Source organism: Acidiphilium acidophilum, assembly GCF_033842475.1.
GTDB lineage: Bacteria > Pseudomonadota > Alphaproteobacteria > Acetobacterales > Acetobacteraceae > Acidiphilium > Acidiphilium acidophilum.
The window spans coordinates 1,620,551-1,636,704 of record NZ_JAWXYB010000018.1 but is presented as its reverse complement, the minus strand read 5'-3'; the positions used below and the strand labels follow the sequence as shown (position 1 = coordinate 1,636,704).

Sequence of the window (16,154 nt, the reverse complement as noted above, 5' to 3'; positions counted from 1 at the left end):
CAGCGAATCATACCCGCCCGAGCCGCACCAACTCACATTCGAGTCAACGGAACCTCAGGTTGGTATAACTGGATGGAGTTGTGGTTGTGCACATCGACCATAACCCTGATAACCTCTACCGCATCGTGACCGCTAAGAAAGTGACCGATCAAAGCTGTGCCGACGCGCTGGCCTCTACAGGGTTTGATCACACCGATATACGCGATCCATCCTGATCTAGCCGGATGGTCGATCTGCGGGATCAGCAAACCGACGGGACCGATATTTGTAGTGGCAACAAGCCAGGTTGAACGATCAGCACTGGCTTCCGCAGGGTCAAGAAAGTCAAAGAAATCTGCTTGCAATTCCACGTTGGGATCTCTATCGGCTCGATCCATCGTGTCGGCTTGGCACGCGATGTAGAGATCCAGCAAACAAGCTTCGGTGAAAATATTCCCACGACTTATGGCGTAGGGATGTGCGGCGCAGTTGTAAATTCCTGATTTCACATAATTCAGGATAGCGGCCTCTGCAACGAAATAAAAACCATCACGCAGAAGCGCGTCTTGCCATTGTTTTGCATCAGGATGGAGTTTAAGGAATCTTGCTTGATTGTACTTAACTGTATTTTCTGATAGTATTCTTTTAAAATATTCTAAAATTAAATTAGATATATCTTCTTTGCAAATTGCAGATAATTTCGGATTGAAGAAAGGAGGCCAGATTTCCAACCGTTTGCCGGTATCAACTTTGGCTGCGATTCTGGCGTATGTTTCGTGTCCTTTGTGAACGACCAAGCGAAAAGTTTTATGCGGGGAGTCCGAGGAAATGTCAGCCGTCACACGATCTATCGCAGCTCTGTGATTTATTGGTTTTGGGCCAACTTGGAACCATAGATCGATATTTTGGTCTCGGATGGGGCTGATTTCGAAAAGCGATTGCTGGTTCTGCTCGATATTGTTGAAATCTGACACACAACCCCCGATCGTATGATTGTACAAATATTCATGCCAAACGCACGCTGTCATCCATGCGCAGCCAATATCATACAAACTGCTGAAACCGGCGGAGGTTTACGCGCAAACAGGAAAGTTTTTTGCTACTTTTTTTCAAAAAAGTAGCCCTTCCTTGGCCTTACCTTGCCTTCCCTGTCTCGCTGCCGCTTTCTCACCCCCCACCCATTATGCTTATAGTCCCATGTGACCGAAGCCCCCCGCCCTCATGAAGCCTTGACCGAAACCCTCAAAGCCATCTTTGCGGGTTTCCATCGCGAGGCGGTTCGGCTGGCCCAGCACCACCGGGCCGCGATGCCGATGGTCACGCTGTTGCTGGGTTATTTCAACCGCGTGGTGATCCGCTTCGCCCGATCCGCCGGAAAACCCGCAGCGCCACCCCGCCCGATCCGCGAACCCGCACCTGACAACGCGGAGACCGCGCCGCCGAAACCCTCCCGCCCGCGCAAACCCTCGCCGTTCTCCACCCAATTCGGCTGGCTGCTCCATCTGCTGCCGACCACCCCGACCACCGGCGTCGTTGCCGCACAGGCCCATTATGACCTGATCGCGTTCGTCAATTCGCCAGACCTGATCGCCCTGCTCGCCGCCAAGCCAAGCCTCGGTCGCATCCTCCGCCCGATCTGCCGCATGTTCGGGGTCAACCTCCCCGACCACCTCCGCCCGCCACCCCGGGAGCGACGCCAGCGCAAACCCAACCCCAACCCGAAACCCAAACGCATCATCTGGCCGATCCCCCTCGACCCCGCCGACATCCGCGTCCCCGACGCCAACTACCACGGCGTCCATTTCGGCCCCGGCAACCGCTTCTGGCCGCCCCGACGAAAATACCGAAAAATTCACTCCTGACCGAAGGCAACTTCGCACGTCTATAATGTTACGTTATCGCAACAAATAAGGGTACAAGGCAAAGCAAGCCTTCTTTTTGTGAACAAAAAGAAGCAAAAAAACTTTGTTAATCTGGGCCCGTGCCGGTTTCAGCGCCCGTGCCCCAGCGAAAAGAAGTTTTTTGCTTTTTTTTTACAAAAAAGAAGCCTTCTTCTTCCTCCTTCTTCAAGCAATCATATCAATCGCCTCAGCCAACTGGATATCCCGCACCGACAATCCTCCGGCATCATGCGTCGAGAGTGTGATCGCCACCCGGTTATAGACATTCGTCCATTCAGGATGATGATCGTGCTTTTCCGCCAGCAATGCCACGCGGGCCATGAACGCGAACGCTTCCGAAAAATCCTTGAACACGAATTTCCGCTCGATCGCGTCGTTCTGTCCGGCATTCGTCCGGGCAAAGCTCCAGGCCGGCAGCAGATCCACCAGTGCCGCGCGTTCGGAATCGGTCAGTTTCTCGATTTTCGCCATGTCAGTGATCCTCCAGCAATGTTGCAATCGTCTCCCGCAGCGCCGGCAATGTTTCCGCCTCGAACCAGGGCCGCCGCGCCGCCCATCCCAGCGTCCGCCACGAGGGGTGGGGCAGGGGGAAGTAATCCGGCAGAAACCGCTCGAAATTCCTCACCCGGTCCTCCAGCCGCCCCGGACCCAGATGATACGCCTGCGCGTAGCTTCCCACCAGCAACGTCAACCGGATCGCGGGCATCGCCGCCCGCAGCCGCGCCTGCCAGAGCGGCGCACATTCGGGCCGGGGCGGGCAATCCCCGCCGCGCGGCAAACGGCCCGGATAACACAGCCCCATCGGCAGAATCGCAACCCGGCTGACATCGTAAAATCGCGCCGGCTCCAACCCGAGCCACCCCCGCAACCGATCGCCCGAGGCGTCGGTCCAGGGCGTGCCGCTGGCATGAACCAGCGTCCCCGGCGCCTGACTGATAATCAAAAGCCGCGCAGTGTCGGAAACCCGCAGGATCGGCCGGGGTCCGAGCGGCAGCACCGGTGCGCACACCGTGCAGCCGCGCGCCTCCGCCGCGAGGACCTCAATCCTTGATGACAGGACGGCGCACCTGCTCGTAGGCCTTGGCCCCTGGTTGCTCGACATGCAGATATAAAATCAGTTTCCCGGCATCGAGAAAATCGACGCTGCACGGGATCATCCCATGTGCATAGAACCGGTAGCGATTCCGCTCCAGCATCAGGTGCATCCCCCCCGGTGCAATCGTCAGCGTCTCCCCCGGCTTGATCACGATCCCGCCGAGCTTCTTGCCGGAACCATCGAGCAGCACGGTATGATGCGCGATCGGGCAACTCGTCGAAAGCAGCGTATCCGGCGTGGTCCCCACATTATGGACGCGGAAATACCCCTCCGTCGAATTCCCCGCTTCGGTGGTCAGTGTGGTCCAGCCATGATCCACCACCACCCCGAGCGGCGACACCTGGGTCCCCGGCATCTTCGTCTGCGCCGCCGCCGTGGCGGTCATGGCCAGGCCGAGCCCCAGCGCCAGACCCGCCCCGCGCAACAGCCGGGCGGCCGATTTAATGTTGGGAGTCGCAATCATTCCACAGCCTCATATTTTTCAAGTTTCCACGAGTCCGGCTCCGCCGCCGCCGCCTCGTACCACGCCGCCACCAGCTTATGCCCCCGCACAGCGGCGATATAGGCACGCGAAGCGTCGCTCAACGGCGGATCATAGGTCAGAAACCGCGACGCCACCGGCGCGAACATGATATCCGCCCCGGTAAAATCCGCCCCGAACAGAAAATCCCCGCCGGCTCCGAAGCGCGACCGCGTCCCGGCCCAGATCGCCTCGATCCGCCCGATATCGTCCAGCACCCCCGGCGTCCGACTGCCTCCCGGCGCATGCCGACAGCAATTCATCGGCATCGCGATCCGCAACTCGCGAAACCCGCTATGCATTTCCGCACTGATCGCCCGCGCATGTGCCCGCGCGATCCGCTCGCCCGGCCAGATCTCCGGCTTGAACTCGGCGGCATATTCCACGATCGCGAGACTGTCCCATATCAAAGCCCCCCGATGTTCGAGGCACGGCACCAGACCCGAAGGTGAAACCGCCTTGATCGCCGGCGTCGCCCCACCATTCAGCGGGATCACCCGCTCCTCGACCTCGATCCCGGCCATCGCCACCGCCAGCCACCCGCGCATCGACCACGAGGAATACCGCCGGCTACCAAGGTAGAGAACATCGTTTGTCTCGCTCATCGAAACAGGTTAGCCCGGATTGGTCCGCCCCGCCATATCGCGCCGCGCCCCGACCGGCTCGACCCGCTGCCGCATCTCCACCGTCTGGCGGATGAACGAGCCGATGTCGTCGAGCAGCGGTATCGTGAACCGCAGCGGTGGCAGGCAGGCGAGCAGAATTCTGATATGCCCGATCCCCGGATAGATCCGCGTCTCCACCACCGCCCCCGCCGCCCGCAACTTCGCCGCCAGCGAGGCAGTGTTCGAGGGCAACACGAGTCGGTCCCTTGCGCCGGTGAGCAACAGACAGGGCGGTGCCTCGGCATCGACATGGGCGATCGGTTGTGTCCCCGCCAGATCCGCCGCCCCGCCGAAAATCTTCCGATACACCGGCCCGGTGATCGGCAGGAAGTCATATGGCCCCGCCATCCCGATCGCCCCGGCCAGCGCCGCCCGATCGCTCCGCGCCGCGGCCAGATACGCCGGCGCCAGCGCCAGCATCATCGCCAGATACGCCCCCGCCGAATGTCCGGCGACGAACACCGCATCCGCCGCCCCGCCATAATCGCGAATATTGCCGAGCACCCACGCGGTCGCCTTCGCCGCATCGTGGATGAAATCGGGATAGCGCACATCGGGATAGAGCCGGTAATCCGGAACAACCACGATCAGCCCGAGCCGCGCCAGCGCCGCCCCGATGAACCGGTAATCCGCCCGCGCCCCGCTCTGCCACGATCCGCCATAAAAAAACACCACCACCGGCAGCGCCCGGCGCTGGCGTACCGGTCGATAGATATCCAGCCGGTGATAGGGATTGGGCCCATAAACCACATCCCGCGTCACCGCCGTTCCGTAACGTGGTGCGATGGCATTCAGCAGGTCGATCTGGCTCGGCAGTTTCATGTCAAACTTCTGTAACTGGCGGACGGACAAAAAATCGTCCCATCGGCCCGAACCGCAAGGCCGCTGGTCGGCATAATCGGAACACAAGGCAGAAATTGCCCGGCAGATTCTGCCGGGTGGCCGGCCCAGCCCGGCCCACCCGTCAGCCAGAGCCGCACAAAGCCGTGCCCTTATCGTCTGGCATGATATCTGCATTGACGCTGCCTGCCTATTGAAATCATCCTCGCAATCAGGAGATCGATCCATGATCCTTCCCGTCAACAACGCAATCTCCCAACCGATCGCCTATGCCGGCGGCCAGCCCTCGACCGCGAAGCCCAGCTTCGGCAACGCGCTTCAGGCCACCATGGCCCAGCTTCAGGCCACCAACCACGGCACCAACGCGCTGTTTCACCACAAGCACGACCAATCCGGCACCACCAATCAAAGCCAATCCCCGAGCCAGAGTCCCTTCGCCGCCGCTGCGGGGGCTGTATCCGGCCTGACCATGCCCGCGCTCTGATTGGCCCCCGCGCCAAACCCGGCTATTGCGCGGGCCATGTCGGCCACATCCACCACCATCCGGCCCGTCTGGGCCGGACTCGAACTCACCCGCCCCCTGGTCATGGGCATCCTGAACGCGACGCCGGACAGTTTTTCCGCGACCAGTGCCGTCTTCGACCCCGAAGCGGTGATCCGTGCCGGCCACGCCATGCTGAACGAGGGTGCCGATATCCTCGACATCGGCGGTGAATCGACCCGCCCCGGCAGCGCGATCATTGAGCCCGCGCTCGAAATCGAACGTATCCTCCCGGTCATCCGCGCCATGGTCGCCGCCGGCGCCGTCGTCTCGGCCGATACCCGCAACGCCGCCACCATGAAGGCAGCACTCGATGCCGGGGCCCGCATCATCAACGACGTCTCCGGCCTCACCCACGATCCCGCCGCCGCCCCTCTGCTCGCCGCAAATGGCTGCCCGGTGATCCTCATGCACATGCGCGGCACACCCCAGACCATGTCGCGCCACGCCCACTATCACGACCTTGTCGCCGAGATCCTCGCCGAACTAACAGCAAGGCGCGATGCCGCCCGCGCTGCCGGTATCGCCGATGCCGCCATCGCCCTCGACCCCGGTTTCGGCTTCGCCAAACGCGGGGCGCAGAACATCGATCTGCTGCGCGGCCTGCCCCGGTTCCACGCGCTCGGCCACCCGGTGCTGGTCGGCGTCTCGCGCAAGCGCTTCCTCGGCGACATCACCGGCGAACCCGATCCCGCCCGCCGCGATCCGGCATCCATCGCCGCCGCCCTGTTCGCCGCCCGCCATGGTGCTGCCATTCTCCGGGTGCACGACGTCGCCGGCACGATCCAGGCCCTCCGCGTGGCCCGTGCGCTCGAACCCGATGCCGGCTATATCTGATCCCTGACCCGAAAAGGACTTCGTTCGTCCCATGAACCACGTCGCCCCCGCCAGCCGAGCCCGCCGCCTGTTCGGCACCGATGGGATTCGCGGCCGCGCGAATACCGCCCCGATGACCGCCGAAATCGCGATGCGCCTCGGTCAGGCGGCGGGTCTGCTGTTCACCCGCGGCACCCATCGCCATCAGGTCATCATCGGCAAGGACACCCGCCTTTCGGGCTATATGCTGGAACCCGCGCTGACCGCGGGCTTCATCGGCGCCGGGATGGACGTCACCCTCGCGGGTCCGCTGCCCACCCCGGCGATCGCCATGCTCACCCGCAGCCTGCGCGCCGATCTCGGCGTCGTCATCTCGGCGTCGCACAATCCGTTCGAGGATAACGGCATCAAGCTGTTCGGACCCGATGGGGCCAAACTCTCCGATGAGACCGAATCCGAAATCGAAGCCCTGATGGATCAGGATCTCAGCGACCGTCTCGCCCATGCCTCCGCCCTCGGGCGCGCGGTGCGTCTGGTCGATGCCGGGGGGCGCTATATCGAATCGGCCAAATCGAGCCTGCCGCGCGGCCTCCGCCTCGACGGGCTGCGCGTCGTGCTCGACTGCGCCAACGGTGCCGCCTACAAGGTCGCCCCCGCCGCCCTGTGGGAACTCGGTGTCGAGGTGATCGCGCTCGGCGTGAACCCGGACGGGTTCAACATCAACAAGGAGTGCGGCTCCACCGTCCCCGGCTTCCTCTCCGCCGCCGTGCTCGAACACCGCGCCGATCTCGGCATCGCACTCGACGGCGATGCCGACCGGCTGATCCTGGTCGATGAGCGTGGCACCGTGATCGATGGCGATCAGGTCCTCGCGCTGATCGCCCGCGCCTTCCAGGCCGATCATCGCCTGTCGGGCGAAGCGGTGGTCGCCACCGTCATGTCCAATCTCGGGCTGGAGCGCTATCTCGCCTCGCTCGGCCTCGCCTTGCACCGCACCGCCGTCGGCGACCGCTACGTCGCCGAAGCGATGCGCGCGCGTGCCCTAAACCTCGGCGGCGAACAATCGGGCCATATCATCCTCTCCGACTTCGCCACTACCGGCGATGGGCTGATCGCAGCACTTCAGGTTCTCGCCGTGCTGGTGCGCGATGGACGACCCGCCAGCGAGGTCTGCCGCCTGTTCGACCCGCTGCCGCAACGCCTGCGCAACGTGCGCTTCGCCGGCACCTCGCCGCTTCTCTCGCCGAAAGTCATCGCCGCCACCTCTCATGCCGAGGCAAAGCTCTCCGGCACCGGCCGTCTCCTGATCCGCGCCTCCGGCACCGAACCGCTGATCCGCGTCATGGCCGAAGGCGAAGACGAGGCGATGATCATCGGCCTCGTCGACGAACTCTGCGGCGTGATCGAGGCTGCATCGGTCCCCGCCAGCGCCGTGGCCTGAACGCACGGCGCACGACCATGATGCCCCGCATCCTCGCGATTGGCGGTTCGGACAGCAGCGGCGGGGCCGGTATCGAGGCGGACATCAAGACCATCACGATGCTCGGCGGCCATGCCATGACCGCGATCACCGCGATCACCGCCCAGGACAGTCAGGGCATCATGGCGATCGCGCCCACCGCGCCCGATCTCGTCGCCCGCGCAATCCGCCTGGTTGCCGCCGATATCGGCCTCGATGCGGTGAAGATCGGCATGATCGGAACGCCGGACATGCTCGCCGCCATCGTCGATGCGCTGCGCGCCGTCGCCGGTTCGGTCCCGATCGTGCTCGACCCGGTCCTGGCCTCGACCAGCGGCACCACCCTGCTCGACCCCGCAGCCCTCGGCCGTCTGCGCGACACCCTGATGCCCCTGATCACCCTCGTCACGCCCAATCGTCCCGAGGCCGCGATCCTGACCGGGCTGAACGTGGATACCGTGCCGGACATCCGCGCCGCCGGCGAAGCCCTCTGCCGAATGGGTGCCGGTGCCGCGCTGATCAAGGGCGGTCATTTCGAGGGCACCCACTCGATCGATCATCTGGTCACCCCGGACCGCATGATCGAGTTCCGGATGCCGCGCCTCGCGACACGGCACACCCACGGCACCGGCTGCACGCTCGCGAGCGCGATCGCCATCGGCCTCGCACGCGGCCTGTCGCCCGATGACGCGATCGGACAGGCACGGACCTTCCTGCACGCGGCGCTGCTGGCCGCACCCGGCTTCGGACAGGGCAGGGGGCCGCTGGGCCACGCCGCCGCGCGTTGAGCTTACCCCTTGTTTTCGGGCGATATCGTTCTGATCTCCGCTTGAATCGAATCAGGAGATCGAACGCCATGAAAACGCTCTACCACGCTCACGGCCACGCCACCGGCGGACGCACCGGCCACGCCGAAACCGATGACGGCAAGCTCAACCTCGATCTCAGCACGCCGAAGGAACTCGGCGGCGATAGCGGGCCCGGCACCAATCCCGAGCAATTATTCGCGCTCGGTTTTTCCGCCTGTTTCCTCGGCGCCCTGAAATTCGTGGCCGGACAGGAAAAGATCAAAGTCCCCGCCGATGCCAAGGTAACAGCGGATATCGGCATCGGCCCGCGCGACGACGGCACGGGGTTCGGCATCACCGCAGCGCTGGTCGTGACGATTCCGGGCATGGACAAAGCGCAGGCCGAGGATCTGGTCCGCAAGGCAGAGATCGTCTGCCCGTATGCCCATGCGACCAAAGGCAATATCGAAAGCCATTTTACCGTCGGCTGAACATCGTTTCTTAATCTTTGTCCGATAAACCCGGTGCCATGCAGGCATCGGGACTCCTCGTCGGGCTGGATTGCGAATTTGAACTCTCGGCTGCTGCCCGGCTGAAACGGCATCCGCGGAACATCGGCTCATGACCGCGAGCGATCCGTTTTCGCTCGCATGGGCCGGTGTCATTTTGCTTTGTCTGATCTACGCCGCCGTCTGCGACATTGCGGTGCGCCTGATCCCCAACCGCATAAGTGCGGCGATTGCCGGCCTCGCCGTGCCGCTCCGGCTGGCCGATCACCAGCTGGTTCCGGGATTGCTCGTGGCCGGCCTGATCTTCGCCGTGCTGACCCTGTTCTGGATGATGCGGCTGCTCGGAGGCGGCGATGTAAAGCTCTGGACCGCCTGCACCCTCCTCGTCGCCCCGAACGGGCTGGACCAGGGGCGTTTCGCGATCCGGGTGATGCTGGTCGGCGGCCTGCTTGCGGTCGTCTACCTGATCCTGCGGTCCATCGTCCGTCTGCGGGGGCGCAGGGCTGTCCCGGTGCAACACGATCCACCGCCCCGCCGCAGTTTGATCGCGCGTATCTGGCGCACCGAGCAATGGCGGGCAAGGCATAACGGCTCGATCCCGTATGGCGTGGCGATCGCCGCCTCGGCGATTATAACTTTATGGCCTCAGGTACCGCGATGAGCGACTCCCAGCCCTCCCGCGCCGCAGGTGCGAACCGGACCGGACGACCCGACCAGTTGACCGTGCTGGGCTTCGTCACCGATAGCGCCAGCGAGACGGTGCTGCGCGACGGATTGAACGATCTGGCCCAGAGCGGCATCGGCAACACCTGCGATATCCGGCGCGGCAGCGCGAAATCGACGATCGCGGCAATGATGCGGATGCCGGCGCCCCAAATCCTGGTCGTGGATATCGCCGGGGATGACCGGCCATTACAGACGCTGGGCGAATTATGCGATGTGATCGAGCCCTCGGTCAGCGTGCTGGTGCTCGGCGATATCGACGATGTCGAACTCTACCGCTCGATCAATCGGCGGATCGGCGCGGTCGACTATATTTTCAAGCCGATCACCCGCGAGATGGTCGCCCGCTATTTCGCCTCCCTGATCACCAATAACGGTCATGTCGCCGATTCGACGCGCGGTGGCCGTGTGATCGCCGTTACCGGCGCACGTGGCGGGATCGGCGCGAGCAGCATCGCCTTTGCTCTCGCGTGGTTCCTCGGTGTCGATTCCAACCGTCATACGCTCCTGCTCGATGCCGATCCCTCGATCGGCGTGGCGCTCGAACAATTCGCGGTTGAGCCGCGGACATCCCTGCGCGACCTCCTCGACGACGATGCGCCGCTCGATCCCGAGCGCGTGGTGGAGGCGGCGGTCCCGGTGCAGAACCGGCTCTATCTGCTCGGCTCGCCCCCGAACCCCGGTGCGGAAGCCGCGGCGCGGGTCGGACGGGCGCGCCAGATCATTGATGCGCTGCGGTTCCGCTTCAATTTCGTGATCGTCGATCTACCGGTCCTGCCGGTTCAGTCGCAGCGCGAATTGCTTGAACTGACCCATCATCGGGTCATTGTCCTCGATCCAAGTATCGGCGGGTTGCGCGATACGTTGCGCCTGCTGGCCATTCCCAACAATCCCGGTCAGCCGCAGCGGCCCACGATCGTGCTCAATCGCGAGGGTCGGCCCGGCGGGTTGAAGCGCAAGCACATCGAGGATGCGCTGAAACGCAAGGTCGACATCGCAATCTCCGAATTACCAAAACCCTTCGCGGCCCTCGTGGCGGGTGGTCGCTTCGCGGGGGTAGGCAAAGGTCCGCTGCTTCGGTCAATCCACGACCTCTCGCGCGAGGTCGGGTTCGAGGTCGGTCGCAAGGTCGAACGCGCATGAGGAGCGATCGGCCCATTTCTCATTCACGCTTGGTCCCCATTCAGTCTGGCAGCTTGCGCAGCGCCTCCCCGATCAATCGCGCAGTGTCAGTCCAGTCCGGCAAATCGCGCACCGCGCGCCGGGACCCTGCCGCAAGGCGTGCCCGATGCTCCGGTTCGGTGATCACTCCACGCAAAGCGTCCGCGAGGGCAATTGGATCATCGACCGGGACCAGATGCCCGGCATCGGCGGGAACCACGCTCGGGATCGCCCCCGCAACGGTCGCGACGATCGGCAAACCGTGAGTAAGCGCTTCGCCGAAGACCATGCCGTAGCCTTCATACCGGCTCGGCAGCACGAAGATGTCAGCATTGGCATAAGCGCGGTCGACATCATCCACTTCACCGGCCAGGGTGATCCGGTGATCCAACCCGCCCGCGCGGATCGCCGCGCGCAACGCAGCCACCGTCGCCGGGCAACGTTCGATATTGCCGATGATCAGGCAGGCGAAATCCAGATCGGCGAGATGGCGGAGTGCCTCCACCAGCACGTCGTATCCTTTTCGTGGAATCACCGCCCCGACCGCGAGCAGCGCAATCGTCGGCTGCGCGGGGTCGCGCCCGCGATGGGCCGGGCGATCGGTTCCGGGCGGCGCGATCGTTATGCATCCGGGCGCAACGGCATAGTCACGGATCAGGATGGCAGCGGTGGTCTCGCTGGTGGTGATCACGCCCGCCGCACAACGCAGTGCACGTTGTTCGGCGTCGCGGTACCGCGCGATGGCCTCGATACCGAGACCGGTCTCCAGCGCGAGCGGGTGGTGCACCAGGGCGACCAGACGCAATCGAGCCGCGTGACGGGCCGCCATGCCGGGGATCGCCCCGAAGATCAGTCCATCGATCATGACCAGCGCCCGATCGGGACACGATCCCAGAACGCGGTCGAGGGCGAGGAGGTCGGTTTCCGAGGGCGCAGGGAAATGGCCGGAACATTCGACGATATCGACGTTCCATCCCCGGTCCCGCAAGGCCGCACTCACGCGCCGGTCGTAGATCGATCCACCAGTCCGTGTCGTGATCGAGCCCGGAACCGCGAAGATCAGCCTGGGCTCAGGCTCAGGCTGGGGGAGCAAGCGACGCCTCGTACCACGCGCGGGCAATATGCGATTCCCGCAGCGTGACCCTCATGCGCCCGATCCCCTCGGCGTGCGGTCCGAGATCGCCGGCGCGGATCGCAGCCGCCAACCGGTCGAACACGTGGCGGGCCAGAAACTCGGTGGTGGTGACAGCACCTTTGAACGCCTCATGAGTATCGAGATTGGCGTAGTTGAGTTCCGCCAGAACCGTTCGCAGCGCATCGCCCGCCCGGCCGATATCCACCACGATATTGTCCGGATCGAGGGTTTCGCGAAAGAACGCGACATCGATCACGAAGGTCGCCCCGTGCATCCGCTGCGCCGGGCCGAATACCGCACCGTTCAGACTATGGGCGATCATGATGTGATCGCGAATTTCAAGAGCGTACATTCAATCACCTCGATAGAGAAAACGATGGCACAGCGTCGCCGGGTCGGACAGGATGGCGCCGTAATGCGCAGCACTGTCCGCGAACGGTGTGGCGTCCGCAACGAGGACATCGAGAACCGGATCGGCGCACAAAGCGAGGGCAAGGCGCAATCGCCGCTCGTGTGTCCAGCGCGCCCGGTGCGATGGCGCGATATGACCGACTTGCGAGGCGATGATCGCAAGGCGGCGGCTGTGGAAACCGGCACCGAGCCCGATCGTCACCGACCTGTCGCCATACCAGCTCAACTCGATGATCCGTGCCTCGAACCCGGCCCAGGCCAGCGCGTGGTCGAGCCCGGCACCCGAGCTGGAGGCATGAAAGACCACGTCGCACTCCTCGCTGGGCGGTGCGCCGGGCTGCTGAAACCGGCAACCCAGTCGGGTTGCGATCGCGGCGCGGCCAGCGTTGTGGTCGATCAGGATCACTTCACCGCCGGGGAGCTTCGCGCACAAATAACCGACGAGGCAACCGATCACACCAGCGCCCACGACCGCGATCGTATCACCGATGCCGATCGCGGCATCCCAGCTAGCGTTGAGCGCGGTCTCGATCTGCGGCGCCAAAGCGGCGCGTGCCGGCGAGACGCCTGCGGGCAGGGTCAGAGCCGCGTCAGCCGGAACATCGAACAGATCCTGATGCGGATGAAGGCAGAATACGGTCTCCCCCACCCGGTCATCGGGTCCGGCGATAATCTCCCCGACCATCGCGTAGCCGTATTTGACCGGATAATCGAACATGCCGTCCTGAAACGGCGCGCGCATCCGGCTGCGCTCGCTCACCGGCACGCCGCCGCGAAACACCAGCGATTCCGTCCCCCGGCTGATCCCGCTCGTCACCGCGCGAACCCGCACCCATCCCGGCGGCAATGGCGGCAGCACAGCCTCACGCAGGGCGGCGTGGCCGGCGGCGGTGATCCAGAGTGCCTGAGCCTTTGCCGGGCCAGTCATCGGATATCGCCGAAGACGCAATCGAACAGGATATCGCTGCCGAGACGATGGATCGTCGTTTGCGGCCGGATCATGCCATGCTGTCCGTTCGTAGGGGTCAGGTTGCAACCGGTCAGTCCGCGACCGATGATGACTGGTGCCACGGTCACGTGAAGCCGATCGATCATTCCCGCCGCCAGAAAGGCAGAGACCGTGTGTGCGCCGCCTTCCACCAGAATGCGGCGGAAACCCAATTGCGCGAGGCTCGCGATGATGGCGGCAGGGGCTATCGAGCCGGGTGCGTGATCCGCCGTTGCCGGGACCACGACCGGCTGTACCCGACGCGCCCGTTCGCCTGTGCAGGACTGGACCACAAATACCGGCACGCCATCGTCAGCCAGCAGTTTCGCCCGCTCCGGCAGGCGAAACCGCGGATCGATGACGATGCGGGCAGGGGAGGGGCCCTGTGCCAGGCGAACCGTGAGGCGCGGGTCATCGGCAACCACGGTGCCGACGCCGACGATCACGGCATCGACGAGGGCACGGAGCCGGTGCAGATGGCGCAGTCCTTCGGGGCCGCTGATCGCGGGAGATTGATCGGGCGCCGTGACGATCCTGCCGTCGAGCGACTGTCCGAGCTGGGCGATCACATAGGGGTAATGCCGACAAGCCGCGATCGGGCCGTAGATATCCCAGAGCCCGCATACCGGCTGGCCGATCGCGGGCTCCGGATCGTGGCAGGCCCGCAGCACGGACTGCCAGCGTTCGTCGCCGCCTTCGGCATCATAAGCAATCGTCATGCCCATCTATACGTGCGGATCGTTCAATTGGCCGATGACTCCCGGAACGTTCTGGCTTGCGTCGCGCCACCGTGCCATCACATGGGGTTGATGGACGCCAGCACAATGAACCTCCCGGACGACCGATTGGGCGCTCCGCCCGCCGCTCTGCGCGGTCGCCGGGCGCTGGTTCTGGCCCTCAACCTGATCAGTTACGTGCTGCTGGGTGTCATGATGGTGCGCGTGCTCGGTGGCGATGGGCTGAGCATCCCCGCCCTGTGCTTCCTCCTGTTGTTCCTGCTCGGCCTGCCGTGGACCCTGCTCGGCTTCTGGAACGCGGTGATCGGGTTCGTGATCGCGCGGCTGGTGACCGATCCCGCACGCTACACCAACCCCGCACTTGCCCGCACGGCCCTCGATGCACCGATCACGGCGATGACCGCCATCTGCCTCATGATCCGCCACGAGGACGTGACCCCCTGCTTCGCGCGGCTGGGGGCGATGATCGATGATATCGACGCGAGCGGCGCCGGCGATCATTTCACCTTTCATGTTCTCAGCGACAGCCAGTTGCCGGACGCGATTGCCGATGAAGCGGCGGCCTTTGCACGCCTGCGGGACGGGCGGAACCGGCCGGACGCGATCATCTACCGGCGGCGCGAGGCGAATACCGGTTTCAAGGCCGGCAATATGCGCGCCTTCGCAACGACGGCCCGCGACACCCACGACTACATGATCGTGCTGGACGCCGACAGCATGATGTCAGCCGATGCCATGCTGCGGCTGGTCCGGGTGATGCAGGCGAACGACCGGCTGGGCATCCTGCAATCGCTCGTGGTCGGCCGTCCGGCGGCGAGCGGCTTCGCGCGGATCTTTCAGTTCGGCATGCGTCACGCAATGCGGATGCAGACGGTCGGCACCGCGTGGTGGCAGGGGCCGAGCGGGCCGTTCTGGGGCCACAATGCGATCATCCGGCTGCGCCCGTTCGTCGATTGTTGCGATCTGCCGGTGATCCCCGGGCGCGGCCCGCTCCGGGGGGATTTGCTCAGTCACGATCAGGTCGAAGCGGTGCTCATGCGGATCGCCGGGTACGAGGTGCGGGTGATCGCCGATGAGTTCGGCAGTTCCGAGGAAAACCCGCCGGACATTCTGGAATTCATCAAACGCGATCTGCGCTGGTGCCAGGGCAATATGCAATACATCCACCTCATGCGCCTGCCCGGGTTGCAGCCGATGGGCCGGTTTCAACTGATCAACGCGATCATGATGTATGTCGGCGCACCGCTCAATTTCCTCATGCTGATGTCGGGCCTCGCCATCGCCTTCACCGGAACCGGGCGGGGTTTCGCGACGGGTCTCGCCTTCGCGCTCTATCTGATCGTGATGGCGATGATCTTCGCGCCGCGGCTGCTCGGTGTGGTCGATGTGCTGCTCCGCCCGGGGGCGTCGCGCCGATATGGCGGGCGGGGACGGCTGCTGACCGGCGTGATCATCGATCTGGTCTTCTCGCTCTGCCTCGGTTCGATCATGCTGGTGATCCAGGCACTGTTCATGCTCAGCCTCGCGCTTGGCCGCAGGGCGGGATGGCAGGCGCAGAACCGCGCCGCGCGCCGGATCGGGCTGGCGGCATTCGCGCGCACGCTCTGGCCGGTGATGCTCTATGGCGCCTTTGCCGGGCTCGTGCTCGCCGCCGTCGCCCCCGGCGCGCTGCCCTGGGCGGTGCCGACGATCGGGCCATGCCTCGCGGTGGTGCCGTTTGCCGCCCTGTCCGCCCAGCCGGGGATCGGCGCATGGCTCGCCCGGCATCATGTCTGCGCGATCCCCGAGGAAGTCGCGAGCTGATCCCCCCGCCTACCGGCGCAAAAAATCGTCGAAGCGCGTGGAATAAATCGCGGGCTCGTGCGTTGTTGCTCCAGATATTCGG

19 protein-coding genes are annotated in these 16,154 nt (G+C 64.2%); 9 read left to right on the top strand and 10 right to left on the bottom strand.

Going from position 1 to position 16,154, the window contains the following annotated elements:
- Nucleotides 1–32: 32 nt before the first annotated feature.
- Nucleotides 33–953 (bottom strand): GNAT family N-acetyltransferase, encoded by a 921-nt coding sequence (locus SIL87_RS10435; RefSeq protein WP_319614126.1) that lies wholly within the window; start codon nucleotides 951–953, stop codon nucleotides 33–35.
- A 255-nt stretch (nucleotides 954–1,208) separates the two neighbouring features.
- Between SIL87_RS10435 and SIL87_RS10430 the strand changes: the two genes are divergently transcribed.
- Entirely contained in the window at nucleotides 1,209–1,841 is a 633-nt protein-coding gene (locus SIL87_RS10430; RefSeq protein ID WP_319614125.1) for a hypothetical protein, read from the top strand.
- Between the two features lie 204 nt (nucleotides 1,842–2,045).
- Here the strand turns inward: SIL87_RS10430 and SIL87_RS10425 are convergent, their stop codons facing one another.
- From SIL87_RS10425 to SIL87_RS10405, 5 genes are read right to left on the bottom strand one after another with little or no spacing between them, the layout of a single operon-like run.
- Nucleotides 2,046–2,351 (bottom strand): 4a-hydroxytetrahydrobiopterin dehydratase, encoded by a 306-nt coding sequence (locus SIL87_RS10425; protein WP_319614123.1) that lies wholly within the window; start codon nucleotides 2,349–2,351, stop codon nucleotides 2,046–2,048.
- A gap of 1 nt (nucleotide 2,352) precedes the next feature.
- Nucleotides 2,353–2,937 (bottom strand): uracil-DNA glycosylase family protein, encoded by a 585-nt coding sequence (locus tag SIL87_RS10420; protein ID WP_405055266.1) that lies wholly within the window; start codon nucleotides 2,935–2,937, stop codon nucleotides 2,353–2,355.
- Nucleotides 2,921–3,439, bottom strand: coding sequence for a copper chaperone PCu(A)C (locus SIL87_RS10415; RefSeq protein ID WP_319614121.1), 519 nt, complete (start codon nucleotides 3,437–3,439; stop codon nucleotides 2,921–2,923). The genes SIL87_RS10420 and SIL87_RS10415 overlap by 17 nt, the downstream gene beginning before the upstream one ends.
- Nucleotides 3,436–4,101 (bottom strand): glutathione S-transferase family protein, encoded by a 666-nt coding sequence (locus SIL87_RS10410; protein WP_319614120.1) that lies wholly within the window; start codon nucleotides 4,099–4,101, stop codon nucleotides 3,436–3,438. Before SIL87_RS10410 ends, SIL87_RS10415 begins: the two co-directional genes overlap by 4 nt.
- Nucleotides 4,102–4,110: 9 nt before the next feature.
- Nucleotides 4,111–4,983, bottom strand: coding sequence for an alpha/beta hydrolase (locus tag SIL87_RS10405; RefSeq protein ID WP_319614119.1), 873 nt, complete (start codon nucleotides 4,981–4,983; stop codon nucleotides 4,111–4,113).
- 244 nt (nucleotides 4,984–5,227) lie between these two features.
- Here SIL87_RS10405 and SIL87_RS10400 point away from each other — a divergent pair, with 244 nt between their 5' ends.
- From SIL87_RS10400 to SIL87_RS10370, 7 genes are all read left to right on the top strand, one after another.
- Complete coding sequence (locus tag SIL87_RS10400) at nucleotides 5,228–5,485, top strand: hypothetical protein (protein WP_319614118.1); 258 nt, start codon at nucleotides 5,228–5,230, stop codon at nucleotides 5,483–5,485.
- 36 nt (nucleotides 5,486–5,521) lie between these two features.
- Nucleotides 5,522–6,379 (top strand): dihydropteroate synthase, encoded by an 858-nt coding sequence (folP, locus tag SIL87_RS10395; RefSeq protein ID WP_319614116.1) that lies wholly within the window; start codon nucleotides 5,522–5,524, stop codon nucleotides 6,377–6,379.
- Nucleotides 6,380–6,410: 31 nt separating this feature from the next.
- On the top strand, nucleotides 6,411–7,799 hold the full coding sequence (glmM, locus tag SIL87_RS10390; protein ID WP_319614115.1) for a phosphoglucosamine mutase: 1,389 nt from the start codon (nucleotides 6,411–6,413) through the stop codon (nucleotides 7,797–7,799).
- Between the two features lie 17 nt (nucleotides 7,800–7,816).
- On the top strand, nucleotides 7,817–8,605 hold the full coding sequence (thiD, locus tag SIL87_RS10385) for a bifunctional hydroxymethylpyrimidine kinase/phosphomethylpyrimidine kinase (RefSeq protein WP_319614114.1): 789 nt from the start codon (nucleotides 7,817–7,819) through the stop codon (nucleotides 8,603–8,605).
- 68 nt (nucleotides 8,606–8,673) lie between these two features.
- Entirely contained in the window at nucleotides 8,674–9,096 is a 423-nt protein-coding gene (locus tag SIL87_RS10380) for an organic hydroperoxide resistance protein (RefSeq protein WP_319614113.1), read from the top strand.
- A gap of 130 nt (nucleotides 9,097–9,226) precedes the next feature.
- Nucleotides 9,227–9,775 (top strand): A24 family peptidase, encoded by a 549-nt coding sequence (locus SIL87_RS10375; RefSeq protein WP_319614111.1) that lies wholly within the window; start codon nucleotides 9,227–9,229, stop codon nucleotides 9,773–9,775.
- Nucleotides 9,772–10,980: an AAA family ATPase gene (locus tag SIL87_RS10370; RefSeq protein ID WP_319614110.1), complete on the top strand. Its 1,209-nt coding sequence runs from the start codon at nucleotides 9,772–9,774 to the stop codon at nucleotides 10,978–10,980. Before SIL87_RS10375 ends, SIL87_RS10370 begins: the two co-directional genes overlap by 4 nt.
- Nucleotides 10,981–11,020: 40 nt before the next feature.
- Here SIL87_RS10370 and SIL87_RS10365 read toward each other — a convergent pair whose 3' ends face one another.
- From SIL87_RS10365 to SIL87_RS10350, 4 genes are read right to left on the bottom strand one after another with little or no spacing between them, the layout of a single operon-like run.
- Entirely contained in the window at nucleotides 11,021–12,091 is a 1,071-nt protein-coding gene (locus SIL87_RS10365; protein WP_319614109.1) for a glycosyltransferase family 4 protein, read from the bottom strand.
- Entirely contained in the window at nucleotides 12,075–12,485 is a 411-nt protein-coding gene (locus SIL87_RS10360; RefSeq protein WP_319614108.1) for a 6-pyruvoyl trahydropterin synthase family protein, read from the bottom strand. Before SIL87_RS10360 ends, SIL87_RS10365 begins: the two co-directional genes overlap by 17 nt.
- A complete protein-coding gene (locus tag SIL87_RS10355; RefSeq protein ID WP_319614106.1) occupies nucleotides 12,486–13,472 on the bottom strand; it encodes a zinc-dependent alcohol dehydrogenase in 987 nt (328 codons plus the stop codon).
- Nucleotides 13,469–14,251 (bottom strand): RibD family protein, encoded by a 783-nt coding sequence (locus tag SIL87_RS10350; RefSeq protein WP_319614104.1) that lies wholly within the window; start codon nucleotides 14,249–14,251, stop codon nucleotides 13,469–13,471. Before SIL87_RS10350 ends, SIL87_RS10355 begins: the two co-directional genes overlap by 4 nt.
- 105 nt (nucleotides 14,252–14,356) lie before the next feature.
- Between SIL87_RS10350 and mdoH the strand changes: the two genes are divergently transcribed.
- Nucleotides 14,357–16,072 (top strand): glucans biosynthesis glucosyltransferase MdoH, encoded by a 1,716-nt coding sequence (gene mdoH / locus SIL87_RS10345; RefSeq protein ID WP_319614103.1) that lies wholly within the window; start codon nucleotides 14,357–14,359, stop codon nucleotides 16,070–16,072.
- Nucleotides 16,073–16,154: the final 82 nt, after the last annotated feature.